The organism is Streptomyces sp. NPDC096132 (assembly GCF_044763345.1).
Lineage (GTDB): Bacteria > Actinomycetota > Actinomycetes > Streptomycetales > Streptomycetaceae > Streptomyces.
On sequence record NZ_JBIWGA010000031.1, the window covers coordinates 25,118 to 41,795 of the forward strand.

Below are 16,678 nucleotides of genomic sequence, written 5' to 3' on the forward strand. Positions count from 1 at the left end.
TGGTGGCAGGATGTGCGCCGGCCGTCGTCGGCGTGTCGCGCGGCGTACGCCGCCGGGGGGAGCGGATGAGCCGACCGCCACTGCACGTTTCCGAGCCGCTGTGGCCGCGCGCGGCCGACGTCGCGGAACGTACGGCGGCGGGCTGGGTGCCCGTCCCTTTCCACTCCTTCGTGCTCAAGGCGCACAGCCGGTGTGATCTGGCCTGCGACTACTGCTACATGTACCGCTCGCACGACCGTGGTTGGCGCGCCCAGCCCCGTGCGATGGCCCCTGCCACGACGGCGCGCACGGCGGAGCGCGTGGCCGCGCACCTGTCCGGGCACGGGCTCACCGAGGCGGGCGTGGTGCTCCACGGCGGCGAACCGCTCCTGCTGTCGGACCAGCAACTCACGCACCTGGCGGGGACGCTGCGTTCGACTGTGGGCGACGGTGTGCGTCTGCACCTGTCCCTGCAGACCAACGGCACCCGGCTGACCGAGCGACGACTGGACCTGCTGGGCGAGTTGGACATCCGTGTCGGGGTGAGCACCGACGGCGGCCGGGTCGCGCACGACCGGCACCGGCGGTCGGCCGACGGCCGTGGCAGTCATGCCCGTGTCCACGCCGGGCTGCGCCTGCTCGGCCGGGAGCCGTACCGCCGGCTGTTCGGCGCCCTGCTGTGCACGATCGACCTGCGCAACGATCCGGTGCGCACCTACGAGAGCCTGCTGGCGTACTCCCCGCCGGCGGTGGACTTCCTGCTCCCGCTCGGCAATTGGGACACGCCACCGCCGGGACTGCCCGCCCCCGCACGGCGAACGCCCTACGCCGACTGGCTCTGGGCCGTGTTCGAACGCTGGTACGGCGCGCCGGTCCGCGAGACCGGCGTCCGCCTCTTCGACGACCTGCTCGCCCTGCTGCTCGGCGGCACTCCGCGCACGGAGTCCCTGGGGCTGCGCCCGGTGCGCTACGCGGTGGTGGAGACCGACGGCTCCCTCGCCCAGGACGACGCGCTGCGCACCGCGTACGACGGCGCGTCCCGCACCGGACTCGACGTGTGGCGGCACACCTTCGACGATCTGCTGCGCCACCCCGGAGTCGCGGCCCGGCAGTGGGGCCGCGAGGGCCTGTCTCCCACGTGCCGGGCCTGCTCCCTGCACCGGGTGTGCGGCGGCGGCCACTACGCGACCCGCTACCGGCGGACGACGGGGTTCGCGAACCCGAGTGTCTACTGCGCGGAGCTCGGCACGCTGATCGGACGAGTCCGGGAACGGCTGGCGGCGGATGTCGGTCGCCTCACGGTGACACCCGGCATCGGGGGCAGGCCCCAGGACGGCCCGTACGACTCGGACGGCGCGGAGTGACGGGCGGGTACGGCGCGCGGGGACGGGGAGACGGCACGGCACCGCCCCCGCATCGCATGCCGGGCCCCCTGTTCGACGCGGTCGCCAGGGGCGGCGGCGGTGCCGAGGCCCTGCGGCTGCTGGCCCGTGCCGAACACAGCAGGCGGCTGGCCGGCGCCTACGCCGTGACGGCCGAGGCCCGGGAGTTCGGGGGCACGGTCGCCAAGGAGGCCGCGCGGGCCTGGGAGTTGTTGGCCGCCGCCACCCACGCTGCCCCGGCCGAGGGGGCGGCCGTCCTCACGCACCCGGCGGCCGGCCCGGTCCTCTTCGGACTGCTGGCCCAGCTGCGGCGGGGCGCGGATCCGGGCCGGGCCGCCCTGGGCCGGTTCACGGCGCTGGCGGCCGCGGCCGCGGTGCGCGCGGCACTGCCCGCGCGGCTGGCCTGGCAGGTGGACGGACCGTCGGTGGCCCTGCCGTCACTCGGCCGTGCCTGCTTCTCCCCCGCCGGTGCCGCGTTCGGCGGACGCGCGGAGGTGGTCGTCGGCACGGACGGGAGGGCCCGGGTCACCCTGGCCGGACCGCACGGGGAACCGGAGCGCCCCGAGCCTCGCGCGCGGCGGGAGTCCCCGGAGGAACCGCGACCGTGGCAGGACACCTGCCCGTCGGACGCGCCGGGCGGGCCGACGGGGCCGGGCCGGTGGAACGGTCCGGAGCACCGGGCAGCCCCCGTGGTCCTGCCGCCCTCCAGAGGACGGTGGTACGCCCCGCACCATCTCACCACCCTGGCTCCCGGCGCCCCGCTCCTCCTCGACGTCCTCGACCAGCCCGGGTTCCCCAACGCCGCCCGCGCGCCGGGGCCCGGCGCCGTGGAGGTCGGCCGGTGGCGGGCGGCGGTCCGGGCGGGGTGCGCGATGCTGCGCGCGGAGCACCCCGAGTCGTACGAGGAACTGGCGGCGGGCCCGCGCCTGCTGGTGCCTCTGGTGACGACGGACCGGGGCTCGGCGAGCGGGAGCACCGCGGAGACGTTCGGATGCGTGGGCATGTCCCGGCCGACCACGGCGACCGGCTTCGCGGTGACCATGGCGCACGAGATGCAGCACAACAAGTTCGCCGCCCTACTGCACCTGTTCGACCTGCTGGAGCCGGCCGAGGGACCGGAACGCTTCTACGCCCCCTGGCGCCCCGACCCGCGCCCGTTGGTCGGCCTCTTCCACGGGGCGTACGCGCATCTGGGCGTCGCCCTCTTCTGGGCGCGCCGACGGGAAACCGGGGCGGCCCTGCACACGGAGGCACACGTCCAGTTCGCCCGGTGGCGCCTGGCCGCCCGTGACGCCACCCTCATCGTCCTGGCGTCGGGTCAGCTGACTCCCCTGGGGCGGCGGTTCGCCGACCGGATGCTCGACGCGCTGGACGCCCTGTGCCGGCTGCCGGTCCCCACGTCGGCCCGCCTCCGCGCCGAATCCGCCGCCCGCGCCCACCTCGCCGCCTGGCAGGCTCGTAACGGCGCCCCCGAACGGGCACTGCCCGCCTGAGCGCGGACGGGTCGCCGACCCGCCGTCGCCCGGCGGGTCGCGCCGCCGCGACCACGATCCGTTTTCGGTAAGCGCCCTGGTGGCCGTGCTCAGAACGGCAGAATCGGAGCATGACCCTTCTCAGTTACCTGCGGCTCCTCGGGGCGGCGGGGACCGCGCAGCGGGGCGGGCGTCCCGGCACGGGATCGGCGGACGCGAAGACGCTGGAGTACGCGACACAGCTTCTCGCCGAGGCACGCAACGAGGTCGACCGGGCCGACAACAAGGCCCAGATCCTGCTCGCCGGCGCCGGTGTCGGGGCGGGTGCGCTCGCGGGTGGTCTGCTCGCCGGGTCGTGGTCGCCGCGTTCTCTGGACGCCACCGTGGAGTGGTTGTGGTGGCTGGGGTTCGCGGTGGCGGCCTGCGGGGTGGGCATGCTGGCCCGTGCGGTGTATCCGAGGGGGGCGTACGGCTCTCGGCCGGTGACGCGTGTGGAGTACTTCATGGACGCCGCCCGGTTCTCGTCCGAGCGGGAGTTGATCGCCGAGCTGCGACGTTCCGCCGACGAGCGGCTGGAGGCGACGGCCAATCAGCTGCGGCTGGTGAGCGCGATCGTGACGCTGAAGTACCGCGCCGTGGCGTGGGCGATGTGGTTGTTCACGGTGGCCCTGGTGTGCTGCACGGCGGCCGTGTTCCTGGACGGATGGGCGGTCTGAGCGTGCTCTCTCCCCCCGGCTCGCCCGGGTGGTCCGGACCGCGCCGCTGCCGCGGTCCGGGCCTCCGGCGAAGGGAGTTCACGCCTCGTCGTAGAAGTCGTCGTCGTCCAGGTCCTCGTCGTCGTCGGCTTCTCCGTCCGTCGTACTGTCGAAGACGGCCCCTCCTCCTGAGCTCTCCGCGGCGGTGTCCCGGCCCGTGCCGTGCGGGAGAGCGCCGTCACGGTGTCCGTCCTTCCCCTCGTCCGGATCGCGGTGGTGGTGGCCGATCAGTTCCCCTGCCAGATAGGCGCCTTCGAGGAGGCGCACGCCCAGGTCCAGGCCGTCGCGCGCCCTGCCCCGGCCCGTGCTCCCGGACCCCTCGGACGTCACGGAACCACCGGCCGCCCCGGACACCGCCCGCGGCGTGCCGGACGGCGGAGCTCCCTGTGCCGGGGTGGTGTCGCTCCTCACCGCGGGGGGCTCCGACAGAGGGGCGTCGATCCAGGCCCGACGTTTGAACCCCTTGTCCGGGATGTCGACCTCGACCTGCCGGAAGGCCGCCGGATCCAGGCCCGGGTAGTGGTGCTGCACCACCTGCTCGTAGGTGTGATCGGTGACGGCGGTGACGAGGTCGCGGTCCGCGGCGGCACGCAACGCCCGCTTGAGAGGGCCCGAGTTGAGCAGACGGCAGACGTCGATGACGACGCCACTGGCGAAGCCGGTCTTCCCGACATGCACCAGCCCCTCGCCGACCGACGCGCGCATCCGCAGGCGACCGGCTCCGCTGCGCCCCCGGTTGTCCACCTCCAGCGCGTCCCGCAGGCCGATCAGCAGCCGGGGTACCACCCGCGTCTGGTCGATGCCCTCGGGGAGGATCAGCAGCACGCCGTCGCCGCTGTCCTGACGGGCGAAGGAGTCGGTCCGCGCCTCCGTGAGGGCGTGCTCCACCACCCTGTCCAACCGGTCCTGTTCCCTGATCTGTTCCAGATGCAGCCGTGCGCTGTAGCTCTCGATGTCCACGGCGAGGACGAGACGTGTGATTCCCGGAGTCACCAGGCTCATGGTCCTTCTCTCTCCTTTCGCGCTCGCTGGACGCGGTCCAGGAGCAGGTCGTAACTGCGCCGGACGGTCCGGGCGGCCTCCGCCACCTCCGGCCCCCGGGCGACGTCGAGGTCCACGCCCGCCCAGTAGGCCTGCCGCAGCAGGGCGGCCCGCTCCAGCGTGTCGGCGCCGCTGTCCTCGGCCAGCCCCAGCCGGCGTGCCGGGCTGTCGCCCTTCTCACCGGTCAGGCGCAGGATCTCCGCGGACTCGTCCGGGGAGCAGGCCAGGGAGCCGTCGTAGAGGCGTCGCAGCAGGTGCAGCTCCTGGAAGACGTGTTCGGTCCGGCGCAGCCGGGTCACCTCCTCGGCCGCCTCCTCCAGGCGCCAGCGCACCCAGGCGTCGCAGCCGGCACCCGCGAGAGCGGGAAGCGCCCGGGCCTCCTGCACGGCACGGTCGAGTTTGACCACCGTGGCCCGGTTGCCGAAGTGGTCCACCAGCAGCCCCCACAGGTGCTCCACGCCGCTGCGGCGCCGCAGTTCGCGCGCCAGGCCCTCGCCGTCGGTGAGCCCCTCGCGGACGAGGTCGCAGGCGAGGACGATGCCGTAGCCGCCGAAACGGCGGTACAGCGCCTCCCTGCGCTCCCGCGGAACGGGCAGGTCCGCGTAGTCGCGTGAGACGAAGAACGGGCCGCGGCGGACGCGTGCTGCGAGCACGGACGGAGGGACGTCCGCCAGGTCGGTGAGGTCCGCCACGTCCTGCGGGGTCGCGCCGGCCGCGCCGGTGGCCAGCCGCCCGGCCACGGGGACGAGTTCGAACAGGGTGCGGCGGCCTCCGGAGCGGTGCATCAGCCGGTCCGCGATCTGCCGCGCCTCGGCCAGCGGATCCGCGCAGGACGGCCAGTAGTGCTCCACCTTCGTGAGCGCGCCGACCGCGGTCAGCGGTTCGACCCCGCGCATCCCCGAACCCGTGACCTCCTCCAGCAGCCGCTCCTCGGAATCGGCCATTCCAGAGGCGAACACCAGGACCAGCGCGTCGGCGCGGCTCGCGTGCTCCACCGTGGCGTCGCTCAGATCCGTCCCCGTGCGCCCCAGGAAGCGCAGGGTCCGCGCCGAGTCCTCCCCGAGCCACGAGTCCAGACCGGGCGTGTCCACCAGGTCGAACCGGTCCAGGGCGGTGCTGGGCAGCCCCAGGTCGAGCCAGTCCACGGCGGCCAGCTCCGCCTGCCGTTCGGGGTCCTGGTGCGCGCCCACGACGAGTTCACGGAACTCGTCGACGCCGCATTCCCGGCTCGGCCGGCCGTCGCGGTAGTGCACGGTCAGTGTCTCGCGTGCGGCGCGGTGCAGCCTGGTCACCTGGAACGTCAGCTCGGACACGCCGGTCGGGACGCGTTCCTCCCGCAACAGGGCGTTGACCAGCGTCGACTTTCCCGAGCTGACGCGGCCGACGAGGGCGACCCGCAGGCGGGCGCCGAAGCCGTGCCGTATCTCCTCCAGCCGGCGCCGTGCCGGAGCGTGATCGGCCGCGGCCAGCTGCCGCTCGGCCCGGCCGAAGGCCGCGAGGGCCCGCTCCTCCAGAGTCACCCCGCCTCACCACCGGGGTGCGGCGCCGAGGCCGTGCCGTCGGCTTTGATCCCGTCAGGATCGGCTCCGTCGGCCTTGATCCCCTCGGTCTTGGCCGCGCCGGAATCGGTGCCGCCCCTATGGGCCCGGACGGTATCGGTCCCGTCGGCATCGGTGTCACCAGTGTCGGTCCCGGCGGCGCCGTACAGGCGGGCCGCCGTCTCGGCCAGGGCCGCGGCACGGAGCCTGAGGCGGCCGAGTTCGTGCAGTTCCTCGTCGAGTTCGCGGCGGCGGGTCAACGCGTCACGGGCCGTCAGCTCGCGGACCCCGACCAGCCGCCTCTGCTCGTGCTGTGCGGTCTCCCGGGCCTGGGCGACACGGCTGTCGAGCTCGGCGACCACCGCGGCGCTCCACTCCGCGAGCAGTTGCCTGATCTCCTGGTCGAGGTGCTGTTGTTGTTCCTTGCGCAGCGGTGCCAGCGCCCGGCGCAGGGCCTCTCGCCGGGCGGTGGTCTGCTCCTGCGCGATGATCCGCCCGGCGTTGCCGTACCCCGCCGCGGTTCCCACGACGCCGCCGAGCGCGGAGCCGACGAAGGCTCCCCACTGGCCCCCGGCCGCGGTTCCCAGCCCGGGGAAGACCAGCGTGCCCACCAGCGCGCCGAGGGCGAACCCGCCGGCGGCACCGGCCGAGCTGCCCGCGGCAAGTCCCGCGCTGGAACTCATCAGTTTGCGGCGTTCGGCGTCGCCCTTCCGCTCGGACCTGGGCACCAGGGGCAGCGCGGGCACGGGAGGGGCGGGCAGCCGGCCGATCGGGGCGGGGGTCAGCGTCAGGCCGTTGAAGGTGGAGAAGTCCCGCACCACACGGGCCGCTTCACGGGCCGCCAGTTCGTTCGCGGTGCCCAGCAGCTGGGCGATCTCCTGGGTGAGGTCCGACAGCAGACGGTCCGGGTTGTCCAGGTAGGTGTCCTGGTACAGATGGTCGGCGTTGACCTGGGCCCACGCCTGGGCGAGGCCGTCGTTCGCCTCCCGCCGCAGCCGGTTGTGCATCGTGGCGAGGTCGCTCTGCAGCGCGGTGCGCCACTGGGAGCCGCTGCCGTCCAGCTCGGTGAGACGGCGCTGCTGCTCCTCGGCCTGCTCGGTGAGCCGGCCCAGCTCGTCCTCCTGCTGGGCGCTCAGGGCCGCCACCTCGGCCTCCACCGGCCGCGTCAGCGCGTACGCGCAGGCGTCCAGGGCGTCGAGGGCACCGCCGAGCAGCACCTGGGCCCGCCTGCGGAAGAGTGCCGACCACAGGGCGTCCTCCAGTGCGGTGAAGTTGCTCAGCTCCAGGTCCTCGGGGTCGCCGGAGACCAGATGGTCGAGCCGGGCGCGGCTGGAGACGGGCACCACCGTCAGCTGCTCGGCCGGCACGCCGGTGGTGTGGACGAGTTTGTCGACGGTGTTGCGCAGCTCCTCCCGGTAGTCGGGCAGCGCGTCCGTCTTGTTGAGGACGAAGACCTGGCCGCCGACGTCCCCGAGCGTGCGCGCCGCCTTCATGGCGCGGTGCAGGAAGGCGAGTTCGCTCTCGCTGAGGGGCCGCAGCACGTCGGTGACGAAGACCAGCGCGTCGGCGGCCGGCAGGAAGGCCGCCGTGGCGGCGGTGTGTTCCCGGTGGACGCCTCCGACGCCCGGTGTGTCGACCAGCGTGAGGCCGCCGGCCAGGCGTTCGTTGGGCGTGAGCACCTGTACGGCGACCACGCGCCCCTCCCCCGGCTCACCGGCGTTCTCGCTGGCGTACCGGGCGATCTCCTCCCGTCCGACCGGGCGTTCCTCGATTGTCCCGTCGAGGTGCTCCAGGGTGACGACGATGCGCTCCTCGGGCCCGTAGGAGACGGTGGTGACGGCGTTCGTCGTGTACGAGGCACCGACCGGGCAGAGTTCCCCGGTTTCGCCCAGCAGGGCGTTGAGGAGGGTGGACTTGCCCCGGTTGAACTCGCCGCAGACGAGGACGGTCAGCCGCCCCTCCGTCAGTCGCTCGCGTGCGGCCTCCAGGCGCGTGAGTGCCTCCTGCGCGCCCTGCCGCCGGGCCCGTTCGGTGAGTTCGGGGAACAGGGCGAGGATCTCCCGCCTCAGTTCTTCGAAGATCTCCGGTGATCCGCTGTGCTGAGTCATGGTCGTCGTCCTTCCCGTGCCGTCAGCGGATGAGGAGTTCCACGCGGTCCGCGACTTCGGCCAGCTGCTTCCCGATCGACGCGGTGATCTCCCGGGCGAGCCGCCCGTCCTCGGCCGACTGGAAGCCGTCCGACAGCTCCTGGGCGAGCCGCTTCTCCTGCTGGGGGGCCTGTGCGCGCAGCTTGCGCACCATCGCGTCCTTGCCGCCCAGGCGGCGCATGGCGGCAGGGATGTCCTTGTCGCCGATCTGGTCGATGACCAAGCCCTTGACCTTGTCGATGCCGACGAAGACGGCTGCTCCGGCGGCCAGCACGGCGATGGGGCCGGTGGCCATCACCAGCGCCATGCCGGAGCCGAACAGGACGGTGGCGACGATCCCGGAGATCACGAAGTTGGCCAGGTTGCCGAGGTTGTTCAGCACGTCGGTCGTGGCGGAGGTGTCGACGTCCACGGTCAGCCGGCCCCCGCTCATGACCACGTCGGGCAGCGCCAGCGCCGACGGCTCGAGGTTCCACCGGCGGCAGATCACCGCGGTGTGCTGGGCGAGTTCCGGGCGGAGCCGGGCCATCCAGTCCGAGATGATCTCCTTCAGGGCGTCGTTGTGGGTGCTGTCGAGCTCCGCCCGGACACCGTCGGCGATGCGTTCCCGCAGGTCGTCGATGGTCACGATCTCGCGCCGCTGCCAGGCGAGGGTCGCGGGGATCACGTGGCTCTCGGTGAGCCCCGACGCCACGGTCGCCGCCAGCGCGGCGGTGAGTTCGGGGAGCCGCTCCTCCACGAGGGTGCGGACCGTGTCGGTGGCGAGGAACTGCTCCACGTCGGCGCGGAAACCGCGGCCCCGCTGGTCCATCCGGCCGGCGAGGGCCAGCCCCCGCGCGATGGCGAACTCCGGCTCGGTACCGAGGATCACATGGGCGTCCGGTGCCAGTTCCCGGGCGATCTCCCGGACGAAGCGCATCCGTGACGGTCCCCCGGTGAGCAGGATGCTCTCCACGTTCTTGCCGACGTGGTCCAGGGCGGCGGCGAGGTCCTGGCGGCAGGCGTCCTGCCAGGACCGGCCCTCCAATGCCGTGAGCGGCTGCGCGAGGATCCGGGCCATGTCGTCCTGGTCGATCGTGAGGGTCAGCGCGAGGATGTCGTCGTCCTCGGTGAAGACCTCCTCCGTCGTCCGCACGCGCATCCTGGGGTTGCTCCGCAGGCGCTCCGGGCTGAGGGCGAAGAACTTCTCCTTGAGCTTGCGTGCCGCGATCTCCAGCGTCTGGGCGGCGTCCGGGTTCTCCCGCAGTTCCGCCCTCAGCCGGCGTGCGTCGGGCGACCGGTCCACGGCCAGCGCGAGCAGGCTCTTGTCGATCAGGTGGGCGCCCAGGACGACGTTGCCGTGGTCGACCAGGCGTCCCTTGCCGTCGACCACCGAGGTGTAGTCGGTGGTCGACGACCCGATGTCCACGATGAGCGTCGACGCGGCGAGGTCGGTGCCGGTGAGGGAGTCGGAGTCCGGGATGTCGCCGGCGTCACGGGCGTACAGCAGCGCGGCCCGCGACTCGGGGACGAGGGAGACCTCGTCGGGCGCGCACACCTCCGCGAGCAGTTCCCGGTAGCCCGCGACCTGGTCCGGGGTCCAGCCCGACGGATGGCCGAAGACCCAGCGGACCCGGGGGGCGCCGCCGAGGTGCGTCGCGCGTACGTCCTCGACGACGCGTCGTGCGAACAGTTCCAGCGGTATGCGGACGTCCGCCTCGTCGAGGTCGGGGGACTTGAAGGCGACGTACTTCCTGGACCCCTCGTGGGCGACGGCGTCCTCGCCGATCAGGACCGCGTCCTGCGGCGTCACCGCGACGGCGGTGACGAGTTGCCTGCGGTCCCCTCCCAGCTCGATCACCTCGGGCGGGGCGTTGCGGTCCCCGAGCGCGGCGCCGCCCGTGCGCGTGCCGACGTGGACCTTGGTCAGCGCCGTGTCCCCGTGGCCCAGGTCGAAGCCGATGACGGCCATGCCGGATCCGTCGTCGTCGGCTGCCGCGGGGAGTGCGGGGGTGGCGGTGGTCTCGGTGGTCATCCGGTTCTCCTGGTGATGTCCCCTGGTGAATTCCCCCGGGGGTGATGGCGGTTGGCGTCCAGGGGCCCGTCGTGGGGTCCGGGCAGGTGTGCGTGGCGTGGGTCCGTGCTGGTCTGCGTGGCGTGGGTCCGGGCTGGACTGCGTGGGGTGGGTCCGGGCTGGACTGCGTGGGGTGGGTCCGGGCAGCTGTGCGGGAGGTCAGCGGGGCGGCACGTCGCTGTCGACGGCGGCCGGACGGTGCGCGGCCGCCGGCCTGACGCGGCCTCGCCGCAGGGTCCGGCCGTCGGCGGCGACGTCGACCAGTGCGGGCACGAGCGTCATGCCGACGCTGCCGGGCCGGGCGCCCTCGACGAAGTCGAAGCGCAGTGGGTCACCCGCGAGGCCGGTGTCCGTGGGGTCGTAGGAGACGGCCCGGATGCCGCGTGCCGAAAGGGTCTCGGTCAGGTCCTCGATCCGGGCCAAGGCGAAGGCCTCCCGCCCCCGCGCGCCTGCGGCCAGGAGGTCGTGCAGCATGTCGACGAGGTCGTCGTCCGCGCTCCACGGCAGCGGTTCGGCGGGCCGCGCGGTCTCGGCCGCGGTCCGCCGGTCCGCCTCCTCCAGCGCGGCGCGCAGGCCGTCGAGCACCTTGCCGACCGTCACCAGGACCGGCCCGGGGGCGAACACCGGCACGGTCCCGTCCGGTTCACGGGCCTGGCGGCTCCGGACCACCATCGCCCGTACCCGGGCCAGCAGTCCGTCCGGTTCCGCCTCGGCATACGCGTACGGGCCGGTCTGCGCGCTGCTCGCGATCCGCACCGGGGACGCGCGCACCGCGTACAGGGTCAGGGCGATCGCCGACTTCACGGCGTCCGCGTAGGCGGCCGACGCGCCGGTCCCGCCGACGGGCCGCCGTGGCGTCAGCCGGGCGAGGGCGTCGGCGAGTTCGGTCGCCGGAACGGCTTCGCCCAAGGAGTCCTGGAGCGCGTCGAGCGCGTCACTGTACAGGTCGAACAGGCTGATGGGGGTCACGGCGTCCTCCCTGCCGATGGCCGTTGCTCGTCGTGGGTGGTCGTTCCTGTCGGTGACCGTTGCTCGGCGTCGGTGTGCGTTCCTGTCGGTGACCGTCGCTCGTCGGACCGCCGGCCCGGTACGGCGTCCAGCGCCCACACGGTCAGGCCCCGGTCGGTGCCGACGGCGAGTGCCAGACCGTCGGGTGAGAACGCGAGGGCGTGGACCACGCCGCCGGCCGGGTAGGTACACACCTCGCTGCGGCGCCGTACGTCCCACAGCCGGACCGTCGCGTCCTGGCCGCCCTCGGCGAGCAGCAGGCCGTCCGGTCCGAAGGCGACGGCCGGGGCGTGCCCGTGGCCTCGGCGCGCCAGCAACGAGCGGGAAAGTTCCGGGCCGTGCGCGGCCGCGAGGCGGGTGGCAGCCGTTTCCCCGGGCTCCCACAGCCAGACGACGGCCTCGGGGCCGAAGGGGGAGGTGGCGCCTCCTCCGGGGCCGGTGACGGCGAGTCGTCCGCCGCCGGACGCCACCCTCTCGACGGGTGTGTCGAGCCGCAGGTCGGCGAGGAGTTCGCCGTCGTCGACCCGCCAGGTGGTGATCCGTCCCTCCGTACGGCGCAGTCGGCTCACGGCCGTCAGACGGCGTCCCTCGGAGTCGAAGGCGAGGCCCCTGATCCGTGCGGACGGGCCTGGCCCGCCGTCGGCCGGTATGCGCACCACCCGTGTCTCCCCCGTGCCTCCCCCCGTCCGCAGGCGGCAGAGGTGGACGGCCGCGTCGTCGAGGGCGACGGCCAGCAGACCGCGGGGGCCGCAGGCCAGGGGGCCCGGGACGGGCGTCGGGAGCGCGGCGGCACCGAGCCCCCGCGGAGGGGTGGGTGCGTCCGCGTCGACGAGGGCCGGCTCCCCCTTCCGGGTGACGACCGCGATGTGGAGACCGCCGGCGTCGGACCCGAGGAAGCGCCCCCGTCCCGCCTCCGGGTAGGGGGCCGACACCGTCCAGGACGAGGCGTCGAGCGAGTGCATCCAGCCGTCTCCGGCGGCGTGGAGGCGGCGGGCGTCGGGGCTCCACGCCACGGCCAGCACCGGGCCGGGCACGTCCGGTTCCGCGGGTGTCGGGGGTACGGCGGGCAGTTCCGCCGCACGGGGCGGTCTCCGGCTCGTCACCAGCCAGTCGCCGTCGGCCACCCGCTGGGCGGGTGCGACCTGCCGGCGCAGCAGGCGGCCGGGGGACGCCGCGGTCAGGTCGTGCAGGGAGCCGTCGGACAGGCGCACCCGGGCGAGCGCGGTGCCCCGGTCGTAGGCGTCTCCCGGTGCGCGCAGCCAGCGTTCCAGCCGCGCGGAGCCGCCCGGGATGTGCCAGGACAGTGCCTCCGTGCCGGGCGACGGCGTGCGGGCCGTGAGCCGTCTGAGGGGCTGGCGTGCCGCCCAGAGCCGGGCGCCGAGCACCACCGCGAGATCGGGGTCCTCGGTCTGGTGCGGCCGGCGCCGCCAGGCGGTGTGGACGGCGCTGCGGACGGCGGGCATGCGGGAGCCGCCGCCGGTCAGCAGGACGTGGGTGATGTCGTCCGGTGCCGTGTCGCAACGGTGGAGCAGGGCCCGGCAGCACTCCACGGTGCGGGCGATCAGCGGCTCGCTGAGGCCGGCGAGACACTCGCGGGTGACCGAGACCGGTGGGGAGTCCGGGAAGGGCCTGTCCCGGACGGCGTCCACACCGCTGAGCTGGTGCTTGACCGTGCGGGCGAAGTCGGTGAGGGCCAGGGTGCGGGCGGGGGCCGCCGGATCGGTGTCGGCCAGCAGGGGCTCCAGCCACGGCGCGCAGGTCTGGCGCAGCCATCTCGTCAGGGCGCCGTCGATGTCCCGTCCCCCGCAGGCGTCGAGGCCGTCGTGGCCCAGGACCTGGGGCACGGGGCGGGCGCGGCCTCCGTCGGGCTGGGCGTCGTAGCGCAGCAGGGCCGTGTCGAAGGTGCCGCCGCCGAGGTCGTAGACGAGGACGGTCGCGGCCGCCCCGGGGCGGTCGAGGGGCGGGCTGCCCAGGGCCGCGGCCACGGGTTCCGGCAGCAGTTCGGTGTCCTCGAATCCGGCGCGCCGGCAGGCCCGGAGCATGGCGGCCCACTGGATGCCCTCCGGGGCGTAGCCGGCGGGCACGGTGACGACCGCGCGGGACAGCCGGGAGCCGGCCGGGAGCAAGGTCAGTGCCTGCTCGCGCACGGTGGCCAGCAGGTGGGCCACGAGATCCGTGCAGGACACGGCGAGGCCGCCGAGCCGCACCGGCTCCTCCGGGCCGAGGAGCCGCTTGAACTCCCGCAGGTAGCGGGACGGATCGAGGTGACGGCCGGTCTGGGCCGCCGCTCCGACACGCAGTCCGCTGTCGTCGGCGAAGACCGCCGACGCCCAGCGCCACGAGCCGCTCACGGGGTCCTTGACCACCCGGTCCCGGCCGTCGGCGGCGACGAGGACGGCGCGGGTGGTGGAGGTGCCGAAGTCGACCGCCAGGATGTTCTCCTCCCGCTCGCCGGCCCCCTCGGGCGTGTCGTCGGCGAGCAGGGAGAGGAGCCGGGCGGGGAGGGCCCCGGTGCGGGCGGCGTTCTCCGTCATGAGGCGGCCGCCCGGGCCTCACGGGCGTCGCCGAAGTCCCAGAGGCAGACGACGGTACGGTCCCCTCCGGCCACCCTCGCCGGCACGTTGACCTCGGAGAGGAAGGTCGTCAGGTAGGGCTGGCGGCCCGCCCACCGGCCGGCGAACCACTCGCCCGCCTCCGGGCGCAGCAGCAGCTCCGCCATCGGGGCGCTGCACAGCGCGAGGAGGTCGCCCGGCTGGGTCGTCACGCGTGCGCAGCGGATCCGTGGCGCGGCGGAGGGCAGCCGCAGGCCCTGTTCGGCCGCCGTCGTCCCGGGGGTGAACACATGGCGCCAGGCGCCGTCGCGCAGCAGCATCAGGGCCCCGTCGCCCACGCCGAACACCACGTGGTCGCGCTGCCTGGTGTCGCCGAGCCGGGACAGCAGCGCGGTCGGCGCCACACCGAGGGCCGTGTCGTCGGACTCGCCGCCCTGGCCCTCGCCCCGGGTCAGCAGCCTCATGGAGTGCGCGACACCCTGCATCGCCGTCCGCAGCAGGGCGGTCAGGTCGTCGTCGGAGTCCGTCGGCCTGAACAGCTGGTGGCCGAGGGGCTCCGCGTACCGGGCCACCTGGGCCGCTAGGTTGCGGCAGGCGCGGTCGGCCGCGGACTGGGTCCAGCGGCCGTGCGGGGTGCCGGCGGCGACGACGCTCAGCAGGGTCGGGCTGGGCAGTTCCTCCGCGAAGCGCAGCAGGAACGCGTCGCGGCGGTGTTCGCCCTCGTCCCGCGAGCGGTCCCCGCGCACGGACGCGGCGCGTACGACGACCGGCCCGAGGTCGGCGCCGTCGACGCTGCTGTCCGACGTCGTGTCGCGGCCGAGCGGGATCCGCCGCGGGATCGCCGGGGACACCTCGTCCGGCCCGAACGGCGCGTCGGTGCGTGCCTCCGCCTCGTTCAGCCGCTGCCTGGCCTTCTCGGCCTCGGCCCTGGCCGCGTCGCGCTCGCCCGTCACCTGGCGTACGACGTCCTGCAGTGCCCGCACCTGGCGCTGCGCGGCGGCGATCTCCTCCCGTCCGGCGGACTCCGCCTCGTGGCCGTGGGCGTCCTGGGCCTCCTTGTGGAGCGCCCGCAGCCGCGCGAGTTCCAGCTCACGCCCCCGCAGCATCTCCTCGACGGCGCCCGTCTCCTGTCGTGCGGCCGCCAACTGCTCGTGGAGTTCGGCGAGTTCACGGGCCGACGGCCCGAGCGCCGGGACGGTCGAGACCGGGGGCGGGGGTGTGCGGCGCAGCCTGAACAGGAACACCGCCAGGGCGGTGTTCACCGCGAGGGACAGTGTGAGAAGAACGATCAGCCAGGTGGTCATGGTGTGGTGGCTCCCCGTGAGTCTTCCGGATGGTCGGCCCGGTCTCCCTGCGGGACGGGACCTGAGCCCGGTACGGCGGCCCCGCCGGGCGCCTCGCTGTGCGTGACCCGCTCCAGCCGGCGCAGGGTCCGGCGGGCCAGGGGCACCGCCGTGAAGCGGTCCAGTTCGTTCCACAGCCGCTCGGGCGGCAGGTCCGAGGACAGGGCTTCGGCGGCGGTCCGGGGCGCGCCGTGTGCTCCCTCGCCCGCGTCGAGCCGGATGTCGTGCAGTGCCGCCCGCAGACGCCGTGCGCCAAGTGCGGCGGTGGTCGTGCGGGCGTCGCGCAGCGCCGGGTCGAGCACGGCGGAACACAGGGCCGGCACGCCCGAGGTGTGCCATGCGTCCCGGGCCCGGGTGACGGCGGGTGTGTCCCGGTCCTGGGGCCCCAGCAGGACGTTCAGGGCGTGTCGCGCGCGCTGCGGTCCCACGGCGTACACGGGCAGTCCTCGCGCGGCGGGCCCCGCGGTCTCCGGGACGGCGGCGCGCAGCCATGCGGCCAGCCCGTCCAGGAAGGCCAGGCCTCGCCGGTGCGTCACCGCGGAGACGAGGACCACGGGTGCGGGGCACGGTCCGCCCACGGCGGCGGCGAGCAGGGTGCGAAACGGCCCGGGCAGCGGTTCCCGGCCGGCCAGTTGGGCGTGCCCGGCCGCGGCGACGACCAGATGCGCGTCGGCGAGCAGCTCCCGCGCCCGTCCCGGGCCGGCTCCGGCGGGCGGTACCTGGAGGTCCGTCACCGTCACGCCGACGCCCGACTCGTCCGCGCGGGTCCACGGCAGCGGTTCCCCCGCGAAGCCGGCCGCCAGGGTGACGGGGACCCCGGTGAGTGTCTCGGCGGCCGGGAGGCCGAGTTCCGTGCCGACGGCCGTCACGTCCTGGATGCGCCGCCAGACGCGGGCGACGGCGTCCTCTCCCGTGTACGCCGTACGGAAGAAGGACCGGCGCCCCTGGGCCGAGCGCACCCGAAGCCAGGTGAGGGTCTCGTACCGGCTGTGGGCCGTGGGCCGCGTGCCCAGGACGCTGTCGCCGTGCCGCAGCAGGCGCCGGGCCAGACGGTCGAGCGCGTCCCGTCGTCCGGGAGACAGCAGCAACTCGGTCCGCGTGCCGGGCCGGTGGGTGAGGGTGGGCGGGACGGGAGCCGTCGCGCCGGCCGGGTCGGGCAGCGGGACCCCGGTCAGCACCGACACGAGCCCGCTTGCGGCGCGCGTGCGCAGCACGACGATGCGCAGCACGGGGGGTGCGGGTGTGACGCGCTCCCGCACCGGGCCCGGCCGCACGCCGAGATCCTCCAGGAGCCCGCTCGACAGACCGCCCGCCCGTCCCGTCGTGGAGTCGGCCAGCAACCGGCACGCGGCAAGGATCCCGTCCCCCGGGCCGAGTCGCGTTGGTTGGGTGGGTCGCGAGGTCATCG

The 16,678-nt window shown here is 74.6% G+C and carries 11 protein-coding genes; 3 read left to right on the top strand and 8 right to left on the bottom strand.

The annotated features are described in order from the left end of the window. The first annotated feature begins 65 nt into the window (after window positions 1–65). The 3 genes from ACIRF9_RS43915 to ACIRF9_RS43925 all read left to right on the top strand — a co-directional run bounded on the left by ACIRF9_RS43915 (window position 66) and on the right by ACIRF9_RS43925 (window position 3,549). The gene (locus ACIRF9_RS43915) at window positions 66–1,343 is read left to right on the top strand and encodes an FxsB family cyclophane-forming radical SAM/SPASM peptide maturase (protein WP_403834653.1); all 1,278 of its coding nucleotides are present in this window, start codon (window positions 66–68) and stop codon (window positions 1,341–1,343) included. A 56-nt stretch (window positions 1,344–1,399) separates the two neighbouring features. Further along, window positions 1,400–2,854, top strand: coding sequence for an aKG-HExxH-type peptide beta-hydroxylase (locus tag ACIRF9_RS43920; RefSeq protein WP_403834655.1), 1,455 nt, complete (start codon window positions 1,400–1,402; stop codon window positions 2,852–2,854). Window positions 2,855–2,964: 110 nt separating this feature from the next. Then, the gene (locus tag ACIRF9_RS43925) at window positions 2,965–3,549 is read left to right on the top strand and encodes a Pycsar system effector family protein (RefSeq protein ID WP_403834658.1); all 585 of its coding nucleotides are present in this window, start codon (window positions 2,965–2,967) and stop codon (window positions 3,547–3,549) included. Between the two features lie 78 nt (window positions 3,550–3,627). On the opposite strand, the gene ACIRF9_RS43930 is transcribed toward ACIRF9_RS43925, so the two are convergent. The 8 genes from ACIRF9_RS43930 to ACIRF9_RS43965 form a co-directional block, all read right to left on the bottom strand. Beyond that, window positions 3,628–4,590, bottom strand: a complete 963-nt coding sequence (locus tag ACIRF9_RS43930) for a hypothetical protein (RefSeq protein WP_403834660.1) — start codon at window positions 4,588–4,590, stop codon at window positions 3,628–3,630. Further along, on the bottom strand, window positions 4,587–6,149 hold the full coding sequence (locus ACIRF9_RS43935; protein WP_403834662.1) for a dynamin family protein: 1,563 nt from the start codon (window positions 6,147–6,149) through the stop codon (window positions 4,587–4,589). Before ACIRF9_RS43935 ends, ACIRF9_RS43930 begins: the two co-directional genes overlap by 4 nt. Then, entirely contained in the window at window positions 6,146–8,275 is a 2,130-nt protein-coding gene (locus ACIRF9_RS43940; protein WP_403834664.1) for a dynamin family protein, read from the bottom strand. Before ACIRF9_RS43940 ends, ACIRF9_RS43935 begins: the two co-directional genes overlap by 4 nt. Before the next feature lie 22 nt (window positions 8,276–8,297). Next, the gene (locus ACIRF9_RS43945) at window positions 8,298–10,328 is read right to left on the bottom strand and encodes an Hsp70 family protein (protein WP_403834666.1); all 2,031 of its coding nucleotides are present in this window, start codon (window positions 10,326–10,328) and stop codon (window positions 8,298–8,300) included. 198 nt (window positions 10,329–10,526) lie between these two features. Then, window positions 10,527–11,336 carry a hypothetical protein gene (locus ACIRF9_RS43950; RefSeq protein ID WP_403834669.1) on the bottom strand — a complete coding sequence of 270 codons (810 nt, stop codon included), beginning with the start codon at window positions 11,334–11,336 and terminating at the stop codon, window positions 10,527–10,529. Further along, window positions 11,333–13,909: an Hsp70 family protein gene (locus ACIRF9_RS43955; protein WP_403834671.1), complete on the bottom strand. Its 2,577-nt coding sequence runs from the start codon at window positions 13,907–13,909 to the stop codon at window positions 11,333–11,335. The genes ACIRF9_RS43950 and ACIRF9_RS43955 overlap by 4 nt, the downstream gene beginning before the upstream one ends. Then, entirely contained in the window at window positions 13,906–15,231 is a 1,326-nt protein-coding gene (locus ACIRF9_RS43960) for a hypothetical protein (RefSeq protein ID WP_403834673.1), read from the bottom strand. Before ACIRF9_RS43960 ends, ACIRF9_RS43955 begins: the two co-directional genes overlap by 4 nt. Continuing rightward, the gene (locus ACIRF9_RS43965) at window positions 15,228–16,676 is read right to left on the bottom strand and encodes a hypothetical protein (protein WP_403834675.1); all 1,449 of its coding nucleotides are present in this window, start codon (window positions 16,674–16,676) and stop codon (window positions 15,228–15,230) included. Before ACIRF9_RS43965 ends, ACIRF9_RS43960 begins: the two co-directional genes overlap by 4 nt. Window positions 16,677–16,678: the final 2 nt, after the last annotated feature.